General features: G+C 54.7%; 18 protein-coding genes and 4 tRNA genes. All 22 read right to left on the bottom strand.

Annotation, left to right across the window (positions count from 1 at the left end; all coding sequences use genetic code 11):
* Window positions 1–265 (bottom strand): 50S ribosomal protein L23 (rplW, locus tag ACIQAL_RS31445; protein WP_401152574.1); only part of this gene is annotated, 265 nt, incomplete at its 3' end.
* Entirely contained in the window at window positions 262–864 is a 603-nt protein-coding gene (gene rplD, locus ACIQAL_RS31440) for a 50S ribosomal protein L4 (RefSeq protein ID WP_401152571.1), read from the bottom strand. The genes rplW and rplD, both read right to left, overlap by 4 nt.
* A gap of 12 nt (window positions 865–876) precedes the next feature.
* The gene (rplC, locus tag ACIQAL_RS31435) at window positions 877–1512 is read right to left on the bottom strand and encodes a 50S ribosomal protein L3 (RefSeq protein WP_401152568.1); all 636 of its coding nucleotides are present in this window, start codon (window positions 1510–1512) and stop codon (window positions 877–879) included.
* 81 nt (window positions 1513–1593) lie between these two features.
* A complete protein-coding gene (rpsJ, locus tag ACIQAL_RS31430) occupies window positions 1594–1905 on the bottom strand; it encodes a 30S ribosomal protein S10 (RefSeq protein ID WP_003186070.1) in 312 nt (103 codons plus the stop codon).
* A 141-nt stretch (window positions 1906–2046) separates the two neighbouring features.
* Window positions 2047–3240, bottom strand: a complete 1194-nt coding sequence (gene tuf, locus ACIQAL_RS31425; RefSeq protein WP_166598558.1) for an elongation factor Tu — start codon at window positions 3238–3240, stop codon at window positions 2047–2049.
* Between the two features lie 31 nt (window positions 3241–3271).
* Complete coding sequence (gene fusA / locus ACIQAL_RS31420; protein ID WP_401152566.1) at window positions 3272–5401, bottom strand: elongation factor G; 2130 nt, start codon at window positions 5399–5401, stop codon at window positions 3272–3274.
* 30 nt (window positions 5402–5431) lie between these two features.
* Window positions 5432–5905, bottom strand: coding sequence for a 30S ribosomal protein S7 (gene rpsG, locus ACIQAL_RS31415; RefSeq protein ID WP_007970418.1), 474 nt, complete (start codon window positions 5903–5905; stop codon window positions 5432–5434).
* A 112-nt stretch (window positions 5906–6017) separates the two neighbouring features.
* Window positions 6018–6389, bottom strand: coding sequence for a 30S ribosomal protein S12 (rpsL, locus tag ACIQAL_RS31410; protein WP_401152564.1), 372 nt, complete (start codon window positions 6387–6389; stop codon window positions 6018–6020).
* A 203-nt stretch (window positions 6390–6592) separates the two neighbouring features.
* Window positions 6593–10792 (bottom strand): DNA-directed RNA polymerase subunit beta', encoded by a 4200-nt coding sequence (gene rpoC, locus ACIQAL_RS31405; RefSeq protein WP_166598560.1) that lies wholly within the window; start codon window positions 10790–10792, stop codon window positions 6593–6595.
* A 63-nt stretch (window positions 10793–10855) separates the two neighbouring features.
* Window positions 10856–14929: a DNA-directed RNA polymerase subunit beta gene (gene rpoB, locus ACIQAL_RS31400; protein WP_401152562.1), complete on the bottom strand. Its 4074-nt coding sequence runs from the start codon at window positions 14927–14929 to the stop codon at window positions 10856–10858.
* A gap of 220 nt (window positions 14930–15149) precedes the next feature.
* The gene (gene rplL / locus ACIQAL_RS31395; RefSeq protein ID WP_166598562.1) at window positions 15150–15515 is read right to left on the bottom strand and encodes a 50S ribosomal protein L7/L12; all 366 of its coding nucleotides are present in this window, start codon (window positions 15513–15515) and stop codon (window positions 15150–15152) included.
* A 78-nt stretch (window positions 15516–15593) separates the two neighbouring features.
* Window positions 15594–16094, bottom strand: a complete 501-nt coding sequence (rplJ, locus tag ACIQAL_RS31390; RefSeq protein WP_081569202.1) for a 50S ribosomal protein L10 — start codon at window positions 16092–16094, stop codon at window positions 15594–15596.
* Between the two features lie 199 nt (window positions 16095–16293).
* The gene (gene rplA / locus ACIQAL_RS31385) at window positions 16294–16989 is read right to left on the bottom strand and encodes a 50S ribosomal protein L1 (protein ID WP_341961587.1); all 696 of its coding nucleotides are present in this window, start codon (window positions 16987–16989) and stop codon (window positions 16294–16296) included.
* A complete protein-coding gene (gene rplK, locus ACIQAL_RS31380) occupies window positions 16989–17420 on the bottom strand; it encodes a 50S ribosomal protein L11 (protein ID WP_020290713.1) in 432 nt (143 codons plus the stop codon). The genes rplA and rplK overlap by 1 nt, the downstream gene beginning before the upstream one ends.
* Before the next feature lie 119 nt (window positions 17421–17539).
* Window positions 17540–18073: a transcription termination/antitermination protein NusG gene (gene nusG, locus ACIQAL_RS31375; protein ID WP_341961585.1), complete on the bottom strand. Its 534-nt coding sequence runs from the start codon at window positions 18071–18073 to the stop codon at window positions 17540–17542.
* A 9-nt stretch (window positions 18074–18082) separates the two neighbouring features.
* On the bottom strand, window positions 18083–18451 hold the full coding sequence (secE, locus tag ACIQAL_RS31370; RefSeq protein WP_166598565.1) for a preprotein translocase subunit SecE: 369 nt from the start codon (window positions 18449–18451) through the stop codon (window positions 18083–18085).
* Between the two features lie 46 nt (window positions 18452–18497).
* Window positions 18498–18573, bottom strand: a tRNA-Trp gene (locus tag ACIQAL_RS31365).
* A 180-nt stretch (window positions 18574–18753) separates the two neighbouring features.
* Window positions 18754–18829 (bottom strand) — tRNA-Thr (locus tag ACIQAL_RS31360).
* A 27-nt stretch (window positions 18830–18856) separates the two neighbouring features.
* Window positions 18857–18930: transfer RNA gene (locus ACIQAL_RS31355), tRNA-Gly, on the bottom strand.
* Between the two features lie 25 nt (window positions 18931–18955).
* Window positions 18956–19040, bottom strand: a tRNA-Tyr gene (locus tag ACIQAL_RS31350).
* Between the two features lie 141 nt (window positions 19041–19181).
* On the bottom strand, window positions 19182–19619 hold the full coding sequence (locus ACIQAL_RS31345; protein WP_401152558.1) for a hypothetical protein: 438 nt from the start codon (window positions 19617–19619) through the stop codon (window positions 19182–19184).
* 57 nt (window positions 19620–19676) lie between these two features.
* Complete coding sequence (gene birA / locus ACIQAL_RS31340) at window positions 19677–20636, bottom strand: bifunctional biotin--[acetyl-CoA-carboxylase] ligase/biotin operon repressor BirA (protein WP_401152556.1); 960 nt, start codon at window positions 20634–20636, stop codon at window positions 19677–19679.
* Window positions 20637–20818 lie beyond the last annotated feature (182 nt).

Genomic DNA, 20818 nt, shown 5'->3' with positions numbered 1-20818 from the left:
CTGTCTGAAGGGTGATAACTGCCTTCTTCCAGTCATTACGCTTGCCCAGACCGCGAGCAGTGCGTTTGGTCTTACCCAGAACATTCAGGGTAGTGACGCGCTCTACTTTCACGCTGAACAGGCTTTCGACGGCCTTCTTGATTTCCAGCTTGGTTGCATCAGTAGCAACCTTGAAAACGAACTGACCTTTCTTGTCTGCCAGAACCGTAGCCTTCTCGGAAACGTGCGGGCCAAGCAGAACTTTAAATACGCGTTCCTGGTTCATCCCAGCAGCTCCTCGTATTTCTTCACGGCCGACACAGTGATCAACACTTTGTCGTATGCGATCAGACTAACTGGATCGGAACCTTGCACATCACGTACATCAACGTGTGGCAGGTTGCGAGCAGCCAGGTACAGGTTCTGATCAACAGCATCCGAAACGATCAATACGTCGGTCAGGCTCATGTCGTTCAGCTTGCCCAGCAGGTCTTTGGTTTTCGGCGATTCAACGGCGAAATCCTGAACCACGACCAGACGATCAGTACGAACCAGCTCAGCGAGGATGGAGCGCAGCGCTGCGCGATACATCTTCTTGTTGAGCTTCTGAGAGTGGTCCTGAGGACGTGCTGCGAATGTGGTACCGCCGCCACGCCAGATTGGGCTACGGATAGTACCGGCACGAGCACGGCCAGTACCCTTCTGACGCCATGGGCGCTTGCCGCCACCGGAAACGTCGGAACGGGTCTTTTGCTGCTTGCTACCTTGACGGCCGCCAGCCATGTAGGCCACGACTGCTTGGTAAACCAGCGTCTCGTTGAACTCGCCGCCGAATGTCAGTTCGGAAACTTCGATCGCTTGAGCGTCATTTACATTTAATTGCATGTCAGCTTCCCCTTAACCGCGAGCCTTGGCTGCTGGACGTACAACCAGGTTGCCGCCAGTAGCGCCAGGAACAGCGCCCTTGTCCAACTGCAGATTGCGTTCTGCGTCCAGAGGCTCTACTTCCAGGGACTGCACGGTCACGCGCTCAGCGCCCATATGACCGGACATTTTTTTGCCCTTGAATACACGACCAGGAGTCTGGCACTGGCCGATAGAGCCCGGGACGCGGTGGGAAACGGAGTTACCGTGAGTATTATCTTGACCACGGAAATTGTGGCGTTTGATAGTACCTGCGAAACCCTTACCCTTGGACTGACCGGTCACATCGACCAGTTGACCAGCGGCGAAGATTTCTGCATTGATCAGATCACCAGCCTGGTACTCGCCTTCTTCAAGACGGAATTCCAGAACGGTGCGACCTGCGGCAACGTTCGCTTTAGCGAAGTGACCTGCTTGAGCAGCAGTCACGCGCGAAGCACGACGCTCACCGACAGTGACTTGCACTGCGCGATAGCCATCGCTTTCTTCGGTTTTGAACTGGGTGACGCGATTCGGCTCGATCTCAATGACCGTGACCGGAATGGAGACACCTTGTTCGGTGAAAATACGAGTCATGCCCGCTTTTCGACCGACTACACCAATAGTCATGTTGTAAACCTCATAAGTGTACGGGGCTTTCACCCGCTATGGCCGCCCATTTCAGAGCGTTACACGACTAAGACCCGAGTCTTAGCCGAGGCTGATCTGCACTTCCACACCTGCCGCAAGATCAAGCTTCATAAGTGCATCAACGGTTTTATCCGTTGGCTGGACGATGTCCAGAACACGCTTATGAGTGCGGATCTCGTACTGGTCGCGCGCGTCTTTGTTGACGTGCGGAGAAACCAGAACGGTGAACCGCTCTTTACGGGTAGGCAGTGGAATTGGACCACGCACTTGAGCACCAGTACGTTTCGCGGTTTCCACGATTTCCTGGGTGGATTGGTCGATCAGGCGATGGTCAAAAGCCTTCAACCTGATACGGATTTGCTGATTTTGCATTGGATTTCAGACTCCGGCTGCTATTCCCAGCGAGCGCAATACGCCCGTTAAAAGGAGGCGCAATTCTATAGACGAGCAATCAGGGTGTCAACCCAATAAAAAAGCCCCCGCAAGGCGGAGGCTTTTTTGGCAAATCAACGCTTAGGCGATGATTTTGGCTACGACACCAGCGCCGACGGTACGACCGCCTTCACGGATGGCGAAACGCAGGCCGTCTTCCATTGCGATTGGCTTGATCAGAGTGACGGAAACTTTAACGTTGTCACCTGGCATAACCATTTCGGTGCCTTCCGGCAGTTCGCAGCTACCAGTTACGTCGGTAGTACGGAAGTAGAACTGTGGACGGTAGCCTTTGAAGAACGGGGTGTGACGACCGCCTTCTTCCTTGCTCAGAACGTAGATTTCAGCTTCGAACTGAGTGTGAGGCTTGACGCTGCCTGGCTTGACCAGAACCTGACCACGCTCAACGTCGTCACGCTTGGTGCCGCGCAGCAGAACGCCGCAGTTCTCGCCAGCACGACCTTCGTCCAGCAGCTTGCGGAACATTTCAACGCCGGTGCAAGTCGTCTTGGTGGTTTCACGCAGACCCACGATCTCGACTTCTTCCTGGATGCGAACGATGCCACGCTCAACACGACCGGTCACAACAGTACCGCGACCCGAGATCGAGAATACGTCTTCGATTGGCATCAGGAACGGCTTGTCGATAGCACGAACTGGTTCTGGGATGTAGCTGTCCAGAGTCTCTACCAGCTTCTTGACGGCAGTGGTGCCCATCTCATTGTCGTCGAGGCCTTCCAGAGCCATACGAGCAGAACCGATGATGATCGGAGTGTCGTCGCCTGGGAAGTCGTAGGTAGTCAGCAGATCGCGGACTTCCATTTCAACCAGTTCCAGCAGCTCAGCGTCGTCTACCAGGTCAGCCTTGTTCAGGAAGACCACGATGTACGGAACGCCAACCTGACGGGACAGCAGGATGTGCTCACGGGTTTGCGGCATCGGACCATCGGCGGCCGAGCAAACCAGGATCGCGCCGTCCATCTGGGCAGCACCGGTGATCATGTTTTTTACGTAGTCAGCGTGACCCGGGCAGTCAACGTGCGCGTAGTGACGAGCATGCGAGTCGTACTCTACGTGTGCAGTGTTGATGGTGATACCACGAGCTTTCTCTTCTGGAGCGCTGTCGATCTTGTCGAAGTCAACGCGAGCCGAACCGAAAACTTCGGAGCAAACACGGGTCAGAGCAGCGGTCAGAGTGGTTTTACCGTGGTCGACGTGACCGATGGTGCCGACGTTGACGTGCGGTTTGTTACGTTCAAATTTTTCTTTAGCCACGACAGTGAACTCCTAGCCTAAAGGGGCTGAATCAGCCTTGTTTTTTAACGAGAGCTTCGACGATATTCGACGGAGCTTCGGAGTATTTGGAGAATTCCATGGAGTAGCTTGCGCGACCCTGAGACATGGAACGAACGTCGGTCGCGTAACCGAACATTTCACCCAACGGAACCTCGGCGCGGATAACCTTGCCGGAAACCGTATCTTCCATACCTTGGATCATGCCGCGACGACGGTTCAGGTCACCCATCACGTCACCCATGTAGTCCTCAGGTGTTACAACTTCTACCTTCATGATCGGCTCAAGCACCACACCACCACCTTTGGAGGCAAGTTGCTTGGTCGCCATGGAGGCAGCCACCTTGAACGCCATCTCGTTGGAGTCGACGTCGTGGTAAGAACCGTCAAAGACGGTAGCCTTCAGGCCGATGAGCGGATAGCCGGCAACAACACCGTTCTTCATCTGCTCTTCAATGCCTTTCTGGATGGCAGGAATGTATTCCTTAGGAACAACACCACCAACCACTTCGTTTACGAATTGCAGACCTTCCTGACCTTCGTCAGCAGGTGCAAAACGGATCCAGCAGTGACCAAACTGGCCACGACCGCCGGACTGACGAACGAACTTGCCTTCGATCTCGCAGTTCTTAGTGATCTTCTCACGGTAAGAAACCTGCGGTTTACCGATGTTGGCTTCGACGTTGAACTCACGGCGCATCCGGTCTACCAGGATGTCCAAGTGCAACTCACCCATGCCCGAGATGATCGTTTGACCAGTCTCTTCGTCGGTTTTGACGCGGAAAGAAGGGTCTTCCTGAGCCAGCTTGCTCAGAGCGATACCCATTTTTTCCTGGTCGTCTTTGGTCTTCGGCTCGACAGCAACCGAGATCACCGGCTCAGGGAAGTCCATACGCTCAAGGATAATCGGCTTATCCAGTGCGCACAGGGTTTCACCAGTGGTTACATCTTTCATGCCGATCAAGGCAGCGATGTCACCAGCCAGTACTTCCTTGATTTCTTCACGGGTGTTGGCATGCATCTGAACCATACGGCCCACACGCTCTTTCTTGCCTTTAACCGAGTTCAGAACCGAGTCACCGGAGTTCAGAGCACCCGAGTAGACGCGCACGAAAGTGATCGAACCCACGAACGGGTCGGTCGCGATCTTGAACGCCAGAGCCGAGAACGGCTCGTTGTCGTCTGCGTGACGTTCGTCGTGACGAATAGCCGGATCATCCTTGTCCAGTTCCTTGTCGTCCGGGTTGATACCCTTGATCGCAGGAATCTCGACAGGTGCTGGCAGGTAGTCGACGACGGCGTCCAGAACCAGCGGAACACCTTTGTTCTTGAAGGAAGAACCGCAAACTGCCAGAACGATTTCGCCGGCAATAGTACGCTGACGCAGAGCGGCCTTGATCTCTTCGAGAGTCAGCTCTTCGCCTTCCAGGTACTTGTTCATCAGCTCTTCGTTGGCTTCGGCAGCAGCCTCAACCATGTTGCCGCGCCATTCTTCGGCCAGCTCTTGCAGCTCAGCAGGAATTGCTTCGCGACGAGGGGTCATCCCCTTGTCAGCGTCATCCCAATAAACAGCTTCCATGGTCATCAGATCGATCTGGCCCTGGAAGTTGTCTTCCGAACCGATTGCCAGCTGAATAGGCACCGGAGTGTGACCCAAACGCTGCTTGATCTGACCTACAACGCGCAGGAAGTTCGCACCAGCACGGTCCATCTTGTTTACATAAACAAGACGTGGAACGCCGTATTTGTTGGCTTGACGCCATACGGTTTCCGACTGCGGCTCAACACCCGAAGTACCACAGAACACAACGACCGCGCCGTCGAGTACGCGCAGCGAGCGCTCTACTTCGATGGTGAAGTCAACGTGGCCCGGGGTATCGATGATGTTGAAGCGATAGCGGTCTTTATGCTGCTTGACAGAACCCTGCCAGAAAGCAGTGGTGGCAGCAGAAGTAATGGTAATACCACGCTCCTGCTCCTGCACCATCCAGTCCATGGTCGCGGCGCCATCATGCACCTCGCCCATTTTGTGGTTCACGCCGGTGTAAAAAAGGACGCGCTCGGTGGTGGTGGTTTTACCAGCATCCACGTGAGCCACGATACCAATGTTACGGTAGCGGTTAATCGGAGTAGTACGAGCCATAAAGCCCTCGCAAAAATAGTGACGCTGAGATTAGAAGCGGTAGTGCGAGAAAGCCTTGTTGGCTTCAGCCATACGGTGCACGTCTTCACGCTTCTTGACCGCAGCACCTTTGCCCTCAGCGGCGTCCAACAGTTCGCCAGCCAAACGCAGAGCCATAGACTTCTCACCGCGCTTGCGCGCGAAGTCTACCAGCCAACGCATTGCCAGAGCATTACGACGGGATGGACGAACTTCGACCGGAACCTGGTAAGTAGCACCACCAACGCGGCGCGACTTCACTTCGACCAGCGGAGCGATGGCGTCGAGTGCTTTTTCGAAGAGTTCCAGGGGATCGGTACCAGCCTTACGAGCCTTGACTGTGTCCAGGGCACCGTAAACGATACGTTCGGCAACGGCTTTTTTACCGCTTTCCATTACGTGGTTCATGAACTTGGCGAGAATCTGCGACCCGTACTTCGGATCGTCAAGAATCTCACGTTTTGCTGCTACGCGACGTCTTGGCATGATAAGCCCTCAAACGGTCTTCAGGTTCGCTCGGGACAGCGCAGGAAATGCATCGCCCGACCTTACTCTTATCGACACAATAAAATTTATGAACAACTGCAAGACGGCCGAATTACTTCGGACGCTTGGTACCGTATTTCGAACGACCCTGGTTACGACCTTTAACACCGGAGGTATCCAACGAACCGCGAACGGTGTGGTAACGAACACCTGGCAAGTCTTTTACACGGCCGCCACGAATCAGGACGACGCTGTGCTCTTGCAGGTTGTGGCCTTCACCACCGATGTACGAGGAAACCTCGAAACCGTTGGTCAGACGCACACGGCATACTTTACGCAGTGCCGAGTTAGGTTTTTTCGGCGTAGTGGTGTACACGCGAGTGCACACGCCACGACGATGCGGGCAGTTCTGCAGCGCAGGCACGTCGGATTTCTCGACGATACGCTTACGCGGCTGACGTACCAGCTGGTTGATAGTTGCCATCTACTAGCTCCACTGTTGTCTTGCGACGCTATTGTCTTACAAGAAAAGCAAAATGGCAGGACATTGTCCCGCCAGATTTAGGGGTACAAGAGTCTAAAGACGATCCTTCCCCCAGTCAAGGCAAAGCCCCGACCTCATGACCACCCGCCCTCACAGCAACAGCCTGTCAGTGATGGGCGGACATGAAAATCAGGGCCCTACTCTCAATTACTGCTTGAGTTCAACGCTTCGGTCAGCGCGGCTTCAACTTCGCTCGCGCTCACACGCAACGGCTTGTCAGCATCACGACGACGCTTACGCTCGCTGTGATAGGCCAAACCGGTACCGGCCGGGATTAGACGACCCACCACCACGTTTTCTTTCAGGCCGCGCAGGTAATCGCGCTTGCCAGTTACCGCCGCCTCGGTCAGAACGCGAGTGGTTTCCTGGAAGGAAGCCGCCGAGATGAACGATTCGGTGGACAGCGACGCCTTGGTAATACCGAGCAGCACACGAGTGAATTTCGAAATGAATTTCTCGTCCTGCGCCAGACGCTCGTTCTCGACCAATACGTGCGTCAACTCCATCTGGTCACCCTTGATGAAGCTTGAATCGCCCGACTCGCTGATCTCGACTTTACGCAGCATCTGACGAAGGATCGTTTCGATGTGCTTGTCGTTGATCTTCACGCCCTGCAGACGGTAAACATCCTGAATCTCGTTGACGATGTACTTCGCCAGCGCACTGACACCTAGCAAGCGCAGGATATCGTGTGGATCGCTAGGACCGTCGGAGATAACCTCACCGCGGTTAACTTGCTCACCTTCAAAGACGTTCAGATGACGCCACTTCGGAATCAACTCTTCGTACGGATCACTACCGTCATTCGGAGTGATGACCAGGCGACGCTTACCTTTAGTCTCTTTACCGAACGCGATCGTACCGCTGACCTCTGCCAGGATCGACGCTTCTTTCGGACGACGCGCTTCGAACAAATCGGCAACGCGCGGCAGACCACCGGTAATGTCACGAGTCTTGGAAGTCTCTTGTGGAATACGGGCAATAACATCACCCACCCCCACTTGAGCGCCGTCCGCGACGCCGACCAAAGCGTTCGCAGGCAGGAAGTACTGAGCCGGAACGTCGGTACCCGGAAGCAACAGATCCTTACCGTCGACACCCACCATCTTGACCGCAGGACGAATGTCTTTACCTGCTGCCGGACGGTCTTTGGCATCCAGTACTTCGATGTTGGTCAAACCGGTCAGTTCGTCGGTCTGGCGCTTGATCGTAATACCTTCTTCCATGCCCACGTAGGTCACGGTACCTTTCATTTCGGTAACGATCGGGTGAGTGTGCGGGTCCCACTTGGCTACGATCGAGCCAGCGTCAACCTTGTCACCTTCTTTCACCGAAATCACTGCACCGTAAGGCAGTTTGTAGCGCTCACGCTCACGACCGAACTCGTCAGCAATGGCAAGCTCGCCGGACCGCGATACCGCCACAAGGTTGCCATCCAGACGCTCAACATGCTTCAGGTTATGCAAGCGGACAATACCGCCGTTTTTGACCTGAACGCTGTCGGCTGCAGAAGTACGACTGGCCGCACCACCGATGTGGAACGTACGCATTGTCAGCTGTGTACCTGGCTCACCGATCGACTGAGCGGCGATTACACCGACAGCTTCACCAATGTTTACCTGGTGACCACGTGCAAGATCACGGCCGTAGCACTTCGCGCAAATACCGTAACGAGTTTCGCAGCTGATTGGCGAGCGCACGATGACTTCGTCGATGCTGTTCAGCTCGATGAATTCAACCCACTTCTCGTCCACCAGCGTGCCAGCCGGAACGATAACGTCCTCAGTACCCGGCTTGAACACGTCACGCGCAATTACACGACCCAGTACGCGCTCACCCAAAGGCTCGACAACGTCGCCGCCTTCAATGTGCGGCGTCATGAGCAGACCTTGCTCCGTACCGCAATCGACTTCGGTGACAACCAAGTCTTGCGCTACGTCTACCAAACGACGTGTCAGGTAACCGGAGTTAGCGGTTTTCAACGCGGTATCCGCGAGACCTTTACGAGCACCGTGAGTCGAGATGAAGTACTGCAGTACGCTCAGACCTTCACGGAAGTTCGCTGTAATTGGCGTCTCGATGATCGAGCCATCTGGCTTGGCCATCAGACCACGCATACCGGCCAACTGGCGAATCTGGGCTGCGGAACCCCGCGCACCCGAGTCAGCCATCATGTACATCGAGTTGAAGGACTCTTGGTCCACAGTCTCGCCGTGACGGTCGACAACCTTCTCTTTGGAGAGATTGGACATCATCGCCTTGGAGACTTCGTCGTTCGCCTTGGACCAAAGGTCGATCACCTTGTTGTACTTCTCGCCCTGAGTAACCAGGCCGGACGCATACTGGCTTTCGATTTCTTTAACTTCTTCGGTCGCAGCATCGATGATGCGAGCTTTCTCATCCGGGATAACGAAGTCGTTAACGCCGATCGAGACACCCGAAATCGTCGAATAGGCAAAACCGGTGTACATCAACTGGTCAGCGAAGATCACGGTCTCTTTCAGACCAACCACGCGGTAGCATTGGTTGATCAGTTTTGAGATCGCCTTTTTCTTCATCGGCTGGTTGACGACGTCGTACGACAGACCCGGCGGAACCACCTGGAACAGCAGCGCACGTCCGACCGTCGTGTCGACGATACGAGTGTTCTTGACGCTACCACCATCGCGATCGTTCACGGTTTCATTAATACGAACCTTGATTTTCGCGTGCAGAGCGGCTTCGCCGGCGCGGAACACGCGATCGACTTCTTGCAGGTCCGCGAATACGCGGCCTTCGCCCTTAGCATTGATCGCTTCACGGGTCATGTAATACAGACCCAATACAACGTCCTGAGACGGAACGATGATTGGCTCACCGTTCGCTGGCGACAGAATGTTGTTGGTGGACATCATCAACGCACGTGCTTCCAGCTGGGCTTCCAGCGTGAGCGGTACGTGAACAGCCATCTGGTCACCGTCGAAGTCGGCGTTGTATGCCGCACAAACCAGCGGGTGCAGCTGGATTGCCTTACCTTCGATCAACACTGGCTCAAACGCCTGGATACCCAAACGGTGAAGGGTCGGTGCACGGTTGAGCAGCACTGGGTGTTCGCGAATCACTTCTGCAAGAACGTCCCAGACCTCTGGCAGTTCACGCTCGACCATTTTCTTGGCGGCTTTGATGGTGGTCGCCAGACCACGCATTTCCAGCTTGCCGAAAATGAACGGCTTGAACAGCTCGAGAGCCATTTTCTTCGGCAGGCCGCACTGGTGCAGACGCAGGGTCGGACCTACGGTAATTACCGAACGACCCGAGTAGTCAACACGCTTACCGAGCAAGTTCTGACGGAAACGACCTTGCTTACCCTTGATCATGTCGGCCAGGGATTTCAGAGGACGCTTGTTCGAACCGGTAATGGCGCGACCGCGGCGACCGTTGTCGAGCAGCGCATCCACAGCTTCCTGCAGCATACGTTTTTCGTTGCGCACGATGATGTCCGGAGCGGACAGATCCAGCAGGCGCTTCAAACGGTTGTTACGGTTGATCACTCGACGATACAGATCGTTGAGGTCGGAAGTCGCAAAGCGACCGCCATCTAGCGGGACCAGTGGACGCAGATCTGGCGGCAGAACCGGCAGAACGGTCAACACCATCCACTCAGGCAGGTTGCCGGAACCCTGGAAGGCTTCCATCAACTTCAGGCGCTTGGACAGCTTCTTGATCTTGGTTTCGGAGTTGGTTTGCGGAATTTCTTCGCGCAGACGGCCAATCTCGTGCTCCAGATCGATAGCGTGCAGCAGTTCGCGGACAGCCTCAGCACCCATGCGGGCGTCGAAGTCATCACCGAACTCTTCGAGAGCTTCGAAGTACTGCTCGTCGTTCAACAGCTGACCTTTTTCAAGAGTGGTCATGCCTGGATCAATAACGACGTAGCTCTCGAAGTAGAGAACGCGTTCGATATCACGCAGGGTCATGTCCATCAGCAGGCCGATACGGGACGGCAGCGATTTCAGGAACCAGATGTGGGCAACCGGCGATGCCAGTTCGATGTGAGCCATGCGCTCACGACGGACCTTTGCCAGTGCAACTTCAACGCCACACTTCTCGCAGATCACGCCACGATGCTTCAAGCGCTTGTACTTACCGCACAGGCACTCGTAATCCTTGACCGGGCCAAAGATCTTGGCGCAGAACAGGCCATCACGCTCAGGCTTGAACGTACGGTAGTTGATGGTTTCCGGCTTTTTAACTTCACCGAACGACCACGAACGGATCATCTCAGGCGATGCCAACCCGATACGGATGGCGTCGAACTCTTCGACTTGACCCTGGTTTTTCAGCAAATTCAGTAGGTCTTTCAAGGCCTTTCCTCCTGGCGGAGCAGAGAGTGGTCATACCGACCCACTCTCGATTCGCGTCACGTGTTATTCGGTTTCCAGATCGATATCGATACCGAGCGAACGGATTTCTTTGATCAACACGTTGAAGGACTCGGGCATGCCCGGCTCCATACGGTGATCGCCGTCCACGATGTTTTTGTACATCTTGGTACGACCGTTCACATCGTCCGACTTCACTGTGAGCATTTCTTGCAGAGTGTATGCCGCGCCGTATGCTTCCAGCGCCCAGACCTCCATCTCCCCGAAACGCTGACCACCGAACTGTGCCTTACCACCCAGCGGCTGCTGGGTAACCAGGCTGTAAGAACCAGTGGAACGCGCGTGCATCTTGTCGTCCACCAAGTGGTTCAGCTTCAGCATGTACATGTAGCCAACAGTTACCGGACGCTCAAATTTGTTGCCGGTGCGACCGTCGAACAGTTGCATTTGGCCACTGTCCGGCATGTCCGCCAAGCGCAGCATCGCCTTGATTTCGCTTTCCTTGGCACCGTCGAATACCGGAGTTGCCATCGGAACGCCGCCACGCAAGTTCTTCGCCAGATCCAGAACTTCTTGATCAGACAGGTCGTCCAGATTTTCCTGACGGCCGCCGATCTCGTTGTAGATCTCGTTCAGGAACTTGCGCAACTCAACGACTTTACGCTGCTCCTCGAGCATACGGTTGATCTTCTCGCCCAGACCTTTGGCCGCGAGGCCCAGGTGAGTTTCGAGAATCTGACCAACGTTCATACGCGAAGGTACACCCAACGGGTTAAGGACGATATCCACCGGTGTGCCATTGGCATCGTGCGGCATGTCTTCAACCGGCATGATCACGGAGACCACACCTTTGTTACCGTGACGACCGGCCATTTTGTCGCCCGGCTGAATGCGGCGACGAATGGCAAGGTAAACCTTGACGATTTTGAGCACACCTGGTGCCAGGTCATCGCCCTGTTGCAGCTTGCGCTTCTTATCTTCGAACTTGTCGTCCAGCAGACGCCGACGATCAACGATATAAGCCTGAGCTTTTTCGAGTTGCTCATTCAGCGCGTCTTCAACCATGCGTAGTTTGAACCACTGCCCATGCTCGAGACCGTCGAGGACTTCGTTGGTGATTTCCTGACCTTTCTTCAGGCCAGCACCACCTTCGACAGAACGACCAACCAGCGCCTGACGCAGACGCTCGAAGGTTGCACCATCAACAATGCGGAACTCTTCGTTCAGATCCTTGCGGATCTCGTCCAGTTGGCTCTTCTCGATGGACAATGCACGAGCATCACGCTCAACGCCGTCACGGGTGAACACCTGGACATCGATGACAGTACCTTTGGTACCGGTCGGTACGCGAAGGGAAGTGTCTTTAACGTCGCTCGCTTTTTCACCGAAGATGGCGCGCAGCAGCTTCTCTTCCGGCGTCAGTTGGGTCTCGCCTTTCGGAGTGACCTTACCGACCAGAATGTCGCCTGCGCCAACTTCAGCACCTACGTAAACGATACCGGCTTCGTCAAGCTTGTTCAGCGCTGCTTCACCCACGTTCGGGATGTCAGCGGTGATTTCCTCTGGACCAAGCTTGGTGTCACGCGCCACACAGGTCAGTTCCTGGATGTGGATCGTGGTGAAGCGATCTTCCTGAACAACACGCTCAGACAGGCAGATGGAGTCTTCGAAGTTGAAGCCGTTCCATGCCATGAACGCGATGCGCATGTTCTGACCCAGAGCCAGTTCACCCATATCAGTGGACGGGCCGTCAGCCATGATGTCGCTACGCTGGACGCGGTCACCCTTGCTCACCAGCGGACGCTGGTTGATGCAGGTGTTCTGGTTCGAGCGTGTGTATTTGGTCAGGTTGTAGATATCAACACCGGCTTCTCCCGGCTCAACTTCGTCATCGGCAACACGAACCACGATACGGCTGGCATCAACAGAGTCGATTACGCCGCCACGACGAGCCACGACACAAACGCCGGAGTCACGGGCAACGTTGCGCTCCATGCCAGTACCTACCAGCGGCTTGTCGGCACGCAGGGTTGGTACAGCCTGACGCTGCATGTTCGAGCCCATCAACGCACGGTTGGCGTCGTCGTGCTCGAGGAACGGAATCAGCGACGCTGCAACCGAAACGACCTGCTTCGGCGAAACGTCCATCAAAGTGACGTCTTCCGGCGCCTTGACGGTGAATTCGTTCAAGTGACGAACAGCTACCAGCTCGTCGATCAGGTGACCTTTGTCGTTCATGGTCGCCGAAGCCTGCGCGATCACGTGATCGGCCTCTTCAATAGCGGACAGGAAGACGATCTCGTCAGTGACCAGACCTTCTTTCACCACACGGTACGGGCTTTCCAGGAAGCCGTACTGGTTGGTGCGGGCATAGGCTGCCAACGAGTTGATCAGACCGATGTTAGGACCTTCCGGAGTTTCAATCGGGCAAACGCGACCATAGTGGGTCGGGTGCACGTCACGAACTTCAAAGCCTGCGCGCTCACGTGTCAGACCACCAGGGCCCAGTGCGGAAACACGGCGCTTGTGGGTGATTTCGGACAGCGGGTTGTTCTGGTCCATGAACTGCGACAGCTGGCTGGAACCGAAGAACTCTTTGACCGCTGCGGCGACCGGCTTGGCGTTGATCAGGTCCTGAGGCATCAGGCCTTCGCTCTCTGCCATCGACAGACGCTCTTTGACTGCACGCTCAACACGCACCAGGCCTACGCGGAACTGGTTCTCGGCCATCTCACCGACGCAACGGACGCGACGGTTACCCAGGTGGTCAATGTCATCGACGATGCCTTTGCCGTTACGGATATCGACCAAGGTCTTGAGGACCGCAACGATATCTTCCTTACACAGCACGCCCGACCCTTCGATCTCGGTACGACCGATACGACGGTTGAACTTCATACGACCTACAGCAGACAGATCGTAACGCTCTGGACTGAAGAACAGGTTGTTGAACAGAGTCTCGGCTGCATCCTTGGTCGGCGGCTCGCCTGGACGCATCATGCGATAGATTTCGACCAACGCTTCCAGCTGGTTGCCAGTCGAATCAATCTTCAGCGTATCGGAGATGAACGGACCGCAGTCGATGTCATTGGTGTACAACGTTTCGATACGGACAACCTGTGCCTTGGCAATTTTGGCCAAGATTTCAGGGTTCAGCTCGGTGTTGCACTCGGCAATGATTTCGCCGGTGGCAGGGTGCACGATCGCCTTGGCAGTGGTGCGGCCAATGACGTAGTCGAGCGGAACTTCCAGCGCTTTGATGCCGGCTTTTTCCAACTGATTGATGTGCCGCGCAGTAATACGACGGCCTTGCTCGACGATGACCTTGCCCTTGTCATCCAGGATGTCCAGAACGGCAATCTCACCACGTAGACGCTGAGGCACCAACTCCAGGCTCAGGGATTCGCCCTGTACGTGGAAAACGTTGGTGGTATAGAAAGCGTCCAGCACTTCTTCAGTGGTGTAGCCAAGAGCTCGGAGCAAAACCGAAGCAGGAAGCTTACGGCGACGGTCGATACGGACGAATACACAGTCCTTGGGATCGAACTCGAAGTCCAGCCAGGAACCACGATAAGGAATGATGCGTGCGGAGTACAGCAGCTTGCCAGAACTGTGCGTCTTGCCGCGGTCGTGGTCAAAGAACACGCCTGGCGAACGGTGCAGTTGGGAAACGATAACACGCTCGGTACCATTGATAACGAAGGTACCGTTTTCAGTCATCAGGGGGATTTCACCCATGTAGACTTCTTGCTCTTTGATGTCCTTGATCGCTTTGTTCGACGATTCTTTGTCGAAAATGATCAGGCGCACTTTTACCCGCAACGGTACTGCGTACGTCACACCGCGCAGAACGCATTCCTTGACATCAAAAGCCGGTTCGCCCAGACGATAACCGACGTACTCCAAAGCAGCATTGCCGGAGTAGCTGATGATCGGGAAAACGGATTTGAAGGCCGCATGCAGGCCCACGTCGCGGAACTGATCTTTAGTCGCTCCCGCTTGCAAGAATTCACGATACGAATCCAGCTGGATGGCCAGGAGGTAAGGCACATCCATGACGTCCGGCAACTTGCTAAAGTCCTTGCGGATACGTTTTTTCTCAGTATATGAGTAAGCCATCAGCGTTCCCCAGCTTGGTCACCTGCTTGTTTGGCCTCCCCCGACGGGAGCGACCAGAAAATCGTGCAAACCCCATGGTTTGCGCCACCGTTCGAGGTGGTTGAAGCACGTTAGTGGCGCCGATCTGATCGGATGCCAATAACGGAAAAAGGCCGGTGGCAGAAGCCACCAGCCATCAGCCTTTCGCTCAACGCTTGGGCTGGAAACGCAAGGTCGATGCTTACTTCAGCTCGACTTTAGCGCCTGCTTCTTCCAGAGTTGCTTTGGCTTTGTCAGCAGCGTCTTTTGCTACTGCTTCCAGAACAATGGCTGGAGCGCCGTCAACTACTGCCTTGGCTTCTTTCAGGCCCAGACCGGTCAGCTCACGGACAGCTTTAATGACGTTGACTTTCTTCTCGCCAGCTTCGGTCAGCATGACGTTGAATTCGGTTTGCTCTTCAACAACAGCGGCAGCAGCAGCTGGACCAGCCGATGCAGCAGCAGCGCTAACGCCGAATTTTTCTTCAAAAGCTTTGATCAGCTCAACAACCTGCAGAACGGACATTTCAGCTACGGCGTTGAGGATATCGTCTTGAGAGATAGACATGACTCTAATTCCTGAATTGTGTGAGGGCCTAAGCGGCCTTCGAAATAAACAAAAATACGCGAGAGAGAGTGCGAGCCCTTAGGCTGCTGCAGCTTCTTTCTGTTCGCGAACTGCCGCCAGAGTACGAGCCAATTTGCTGGTAGCGCCTTGAATCACGCTCATCAGCTGAGAAATTGCTTCGTTACGGGTCGGCAAGGTTGCCAGTACGTCGATCTGATTAGCTGCGAGGAACTTGCCCTCAAACGCAGCTGCCTTGATCTCGAACTTGTCCTGACCTTTGGCGAACTCTTTGAACAAACGGGCAGCAGCGCCTGGGTGTTCGTTGGAGAAAGCGATCAAGGTCGGGCCAGTGAACGCGTCGTTGAGGACACTGTATTCAGTGTCAGCAACAGCGCGCTTGAGCAGGGTGTTACGTACAACACGTACGTATACGCCAGCTTCACGAGCCTCTTTACGGAGTCCGGTCATCGCGCCTACTGTCACGCCACGGGCATCAGCCACGACAGCAGACAGAGCGACTTTGGCAGCCTCGTTGACTTCAGCGACGATGGCCTTCTTGTCTTCGAGTTTAATTGCCACGGGTTTAACTCCTGCTTGTTACCGTTTCATCTGGCCGGAGCCGGATGTCGTTTTGGTGTCTGATTCGGTAAGGAACCGGGAGCACCATCTGCGTAGGCTTGTGGTTTAAGACTTGCGTCGCCTACGGTCTTGGATAGCCCCCGCCAGGCAGGGACCCCAATTTTTTTGCTAAGGCGCAGTTCCCTGCACCTTGGCGGTCTTACGCGTTCAACGAACCTTGATCGATGACCAAACCTGGGCCCATAGTGGTGCTCAGGGTAACGCGCTTGACATAGATACCTTTCGAGGAAGCTGGCTTGATACGCTTCAGGTCTGCGATCAGTGCTTCAACGTTCTCACGCAGCTTGTCAGCATCAAAGCCAACTTTGCCAACGGAGGTGTGGATGATGCCGTTTTTGTCAGTGCGATAACGAACCTGACCCGCCTTGGCGTTTTTAACCGCAGTGGCGACATCTGGAGTTACAGTACCAACTTTCGGGTTAGGCATCAGACCACGTGGACCGAGGATCTGACCCAACTGACCTACAACACGCATTGCATCCGGGGAGGCAATCACGACGTCATAGTTCAGGTCGCCGCCTTTCATTTCAGCAGCCAAATCGTCCATACCAACGCGATCAGCGCCCGCTGCCAGCGCAGCTTCAGCCGCTGGACCCTGGGTGAACACTGCTACACGAACGGTCTTGCCAGTGCCGTGTGGCAGCACAGTAGCGCTACGAACAACCTGGTCAGATTTACGTGGGTCAACACCGAGGTTCACAGCAACGTCAACGGACTCGCTGAATTTTACGGTGGACAGTTCGGTCAGCAGAGCTGCCGCGTCGTTGAAGCTATAGGACTTGCCAGCTTCAACTTTCGAAGCGATTGCCTTTTGGCGTTTGGTCAGCTTAGCCATTACACACCCTCCACGTTAAGGCCCATGCTACGAGCAGAACCGGCGATAGTGCGCACGGCTGCTTCCATGTCAGCAGCAGTCAGATCCGCGTTTTTAGCCTTCGCGATATCTTCCAGCTGAGCACGGGTAACAGTGCCAACTTTGACGGTGTTCGGGCGAGCCGAACCGCTGGTCAGACCAGCTGCTTTTTTCAGCAGAACCGAAGCAGGTGTGCTTTTGGTTTCGAAAGTGAAGCTACGGTCGCTGTATACAGTGATGATCACTGGAGTCGGCAGACCTGGCTCAAGACCCTGAGTACGGGCGTTGAAGGCCTTGCAGAATTCCATGATGTTCACACCGTGCTGACCCAGAGCAGGACCAACAGGTGGGCTTGGGTTAGCCTGAGCGGCTTTCACTTGAAGCTTGATGTAAGCGGTAATCTTCTTGGCCATGAGGCACTCCAATTACGGGTTCAAACGCCTCGAAAGGCTCCCCGGTTACTTGCGCGTTTATCCCAGTGACGACAAAACCCCACAGCCCAAGGCTGCGGGGTATGGGATTTCCAGCTCAGCTATGCCTTTTCGACCTGGCTGAACTCGAGCTCCACCGGAGTGGAGCGACCGAAAATGAGCACAGCCACGTGGATCCGGCTCTTTTCGTAGTTAACTTCTTCAACCGTACCGTTGAAGTCCGCGAATGGACCGTCGGTCACGCGAACAACTTCACCCGGCTCAAACAGAGTCTTCGGCTTAGGCTTGTCGCTGCCATCGGCCACGCGACGCAGTATCGCTTCGGCTTCTTTATCGGTAATTGGGGCAGGCTTATCAGCCGTCCCACCAATGAAGCCCATGACACGCGGAGTATCCTTGACCAAATGCCAAGTACCCTCATTCATGTCCATCTGAACAAGCACATAACCAGGGAAGAATTTACGCTCGCTTTTGCGCTTCTGGCCGTTACGCATCTCTACCACTTCTTCAGTAGGGACCAGAATCTCGCCAAAACCATCTTCCATGCCTGCCAGCTTTACACGCTCGATCAGAGAGCGCATAACATGCTTCTCGTAACCCGAGTAGGCATGCACTACGTACCAACGCTTAGCCACGGGACACCCTTAGCCGACGATCAAGGAAACAAGCCAGCCGAGCAGGGAGTCGAGCCCCCACAACAGCAGCGCCATAACCAAAACCACAGCCACCACGATTAGGGTAGTCTGGGTGGTTTCTTGACGAGTAGGCCATACGACTTTACGAATCTCAGCGCGAGCTTCCTTGGCCAACACGAAGAAAGCTTTGCCCTTGCCCGTCTGCAGCCCTACATAAGCAGCAGCAGCAGCAATTACGAGCAGAGCGAGCACGCGATACAGGATTGGCTGCGCCGAGTAGTATTGATTTCCGACGACACCCACTACGACCAAAAGGACTACGACGAGCCACTTTACGAGATCAAAACGGGAGTCTTGGGCTTCAGCCTTTGGATTCATCTACTAAAATCCTGTGAAAAGAAAGCCAGACACGTTGAACCGAATCTGGCAGGTCAGGAGGGAATCGAACCCCCAACCTACGGTTTTGGAGACCGTCGCTCTGCCAATTGAGCTACTGACCTAAAAGCAAAATCAGGCCGACCATTATGCGGACCTGACAAGAAGATTTCAACAGCTATTCGACGAACCTTTTGCGACTCACCAAACAACCGCAGGCTTTCACTTGCCACCTGAATACAACAAAACCAGGCGACTCGCGACACCTAAAACAAAGGCAGATACTTTCATATCTGCCTTAGTAATGGAGCTCTTGAGCGGATTTGAACCGCTGACCTCACCCTTACCAAGGGTGTGCTCTACCAACTGAGCTACAAGAGCGAAACGCATTGCACAACCAACAAAACCTGGAGCGGGTAGCGGGAATCGAACCCGCATCATCAGCTTGGAAGGCTGAGGTTCTACCACTAAACTATACCCGCTGAGCTTGCTGCTTACGCTCAAATTTGGTGGAGGGGGAAGGATTCGAACCTTCGAAGTCGTAGACGTCAGATTTACAGTCTGATCCCTTTGGCCGCTCGGGAACCCCTCCTAAGCGAGCCGACATTCTATATGATGCCGACCTTCTGTCAACCTTTTTCTCAATAAAATCTTGAGGTTACAAACGTTGACTCAAGCTTCGCGTGCATTCCAACTTGTCTTGCACTGCGAAGCGGGCGCCATTCTATGCAAACTATTCTGTAGTTGCAATGCCTTCGCACGACATTATTTTACTTTTTAACTGCTGAAAATCCTGCCTTAACCTTCCTACCAGCACATCATCCACAAGACGCCTACTTTCAGGAGCTACTTTCAACCAAAACACCTCTCCCGAATCGTCCTGCCACCGACCAAATTGGGTCTGTATATCAAGGCTCGTTAGTCGCTGCTCCATTGTCCTGGCATCACCTTGCGAGACCCCACCCCCCAAGTATATACACTGGGCGCCCGCCGCTTTCGTGCCCCCCTCCAGCCGACCCGCTCCAGATTCGCTGAGGAGTCGAATATCCTGCTGAGCGCCCTTATAGAGGGACAGGGGCGTGACTTCCTTGGGTCTCAGAGGAGCCTCCTGTTGATGCCACACGTAATAAAATGCGTTCAACATAACCAACAGCAAAAATACCCACCGCATGACGACCTCACAAACCCTCAGATGCCAGGACAGCTGTCATCCGCACTACGGCCATACCTAGGACTGCTCACGCAGTCTCAGACTCAACTCCCCACCGCTAAATACGCGAACATCCTCTCCCACTCGCAACCGGAGCCCGCCAACCGCATCTACCCCAAGCACCGTACCCTCAATGGCGTTTGGACCCGAAAGCAATGTCACAGGTTTGTTTTGCCACAAATGATTGCGCTCCCACTCATCTCTAAAAGCGCCAAAGCCCTTCTCACTATGCGCCTCCAGATATTCGGCCAGGGCCACACTCAAGCGGGCTACAACTTGGTTGCGATCCATATCCACCCCCGCCTCAAGCGCCATGGAAGTCCAGGACTGATCGACCTGATCGGAAGACTGCATATTGACGTTGATACCAATGCCAACCACGACATGACACACATCAGCTGGGTCACCGGTGAGCTCCAGCAAAACACCGGCGAGCTTTTTTCGCCCTACCAAAATATCGTTGGGCCATTTTAGCCCAGCGTCTTCAACTCCCATTTCCCGTAGCATTTTCACAACGGCAAGCCCCACAAGGAGACTCAAGCCCTCTAATTGCCGCATCCCACCCTCAACCCGCAGCGCCAGGCTGTAATAGAGGTTCTGGGCGAAAGGACTGACCCACCTGCGCCCGCGCCGACCGCGTCCTGCTGTCTGTTGCTCCGCTAGAACCAGCGAAGGCAAAGACGCCCCTTGAGCCACCAGCCGCATGGCCTCCGCGTTCGTAGAATCGATGGTTTCGTAGACTCGAATATCCCAGCCAGCGACACCCTGATTATCCTTGAGCCATTTCATGTCCAATAGGGAAATGGGTCTAGCCAAGCGATATCCCCGACCACGCACCTTATGAATTTCAATTCCTGTTTCGACTTGCAGCTGCTGGAGCTTTTTCCATACGGCACTGCGACTGACCCCGAGCACATGGCCCAAGTCTTCACCAGAATGGAACGCACCATCCCCCAGAAGCCTCAACAACGTCTGCATTTGTCATACGCCTTGCAATGAGGGACGCATAATATCCGCGCGCACCATCAATGCATAGAAGCCAAATCGCGACCTGGTCTGTTGAGATTTTTTCCGCGCGCAAAAACAAAACCCCATCTGCTTTCGCAAATGGGGTTCTGGAATTTAATCTTGACGATGACCTACTCTCACATGGGGAAACC

This window comes from Pseudomonas sp. NPDC088368 (assembly GCF_044753445.1).
Classification (GTDB): Bacteria; Pseudomonadota; Gammaproteobacteria; order Pseudomonadales; family Pseudomonadaceae; genus Aquipseudomonas; species Aquipseudomonas bambusae.
Note: the sequence above shows the minus strand (reverse complement) of the source record. Positions and strands in the feature narration are given on the sequence as shown.

What these genes read in the sequence shown, in the direction of transcription:
- rplD (WP_401152571.1), bottom strand. Translation starts at nt 864, where the DNA reads ATGCAATTAAATGTAAATGACGCTCAAGCGATCGAAGTTTCCGAACTG.
- rplC (WP_401152568.1), bottom strand. Translation starts at nt 1,512, where the DNA reads ATGACTATTGGTGTAGTCGGTCGAAAAGCGGGCATGACTCGTATTTTC.
- rpsJ (WP_003186070.1), bottom strand. Translation starts at nt 1,905, where the DNA reads ATGCAAAATCAGCAAATCCGTATCAGGTTGAAGGCTTTTGACCATCGC.
- fusA (WP_401152566.1), bottom strand. Translation starts at nt 5,401, where the DNA reads ATGGCTCGTACTACTCCGATTAACCGCTACCGTAACATTGGTATCGTG.
- rpsG (WP_007970418.1), bottom strand. Translation starts at nt 5,905, where the DNA reads ATGCCAAGACGTCGCGTAGCAGCAAAACGTGAGATTCTTGACGATCCG.
- rpsL (WP_401152564.1), bottom strand. Translation starts at nt 6,389, where the DNA reads ATGGCAACTATCAACCAGCTGGTACGTCAGCCGCGTAAGCGTATCGTC.
- rpoB (WP_401152562.1), bottom strand. Translation starts at nt 14,929, where the DNA reads ATGGCTTACTCATATACTGAGAAAAAACGTATCCGCAAGGACTTTAGC.
- rplL (WP_166598562.1), bottom strand. Translation starts at nt 15,515, where the DNA reads ATGTCTATCTCTCAAGACGATATCCTCAACGCCGTAGCTGAAATGTCC.
- rplA (WP_341961587.1), bottom strand. Translation starts at nt 16,989, where the DNA reads ATGGCTAAGCTGACCAAACGCCAAAAGGCAATCGCTTCGAAAGTTGAA.
- rplK (WP_020290713.1), bottom strand. Translation starts at nt 17,420, where the DNA reads ATGGCCAAGAAGATTACCGCTTACATCAAGCTTCAAGTGAAAGCCGCT.
- secE (WP_166598565.1), bottom strand. Translation starts at nt 18,451, where the DNA reads ATGAATCCAAAGGCTGAAGCCCAAGACTCCCGTTTTGATCTCGTAAAG.
- ACIQAL_RS31345 (WP_401152558.1), bottom strand. Translation starts at nt 19,619, where the DNA reads ATGCGGTGGGTATTTTTGCTGTTGGTTATGTTGAACGCATTTTATTAC.
- birA (WP_401152556.1), bottom strand. Translation starts at nt 20,636, where the DNA reads ATGCAGACGTTGTTGAGGCTTCTGGGGGATGGTGCGTTCCATTCTGGT.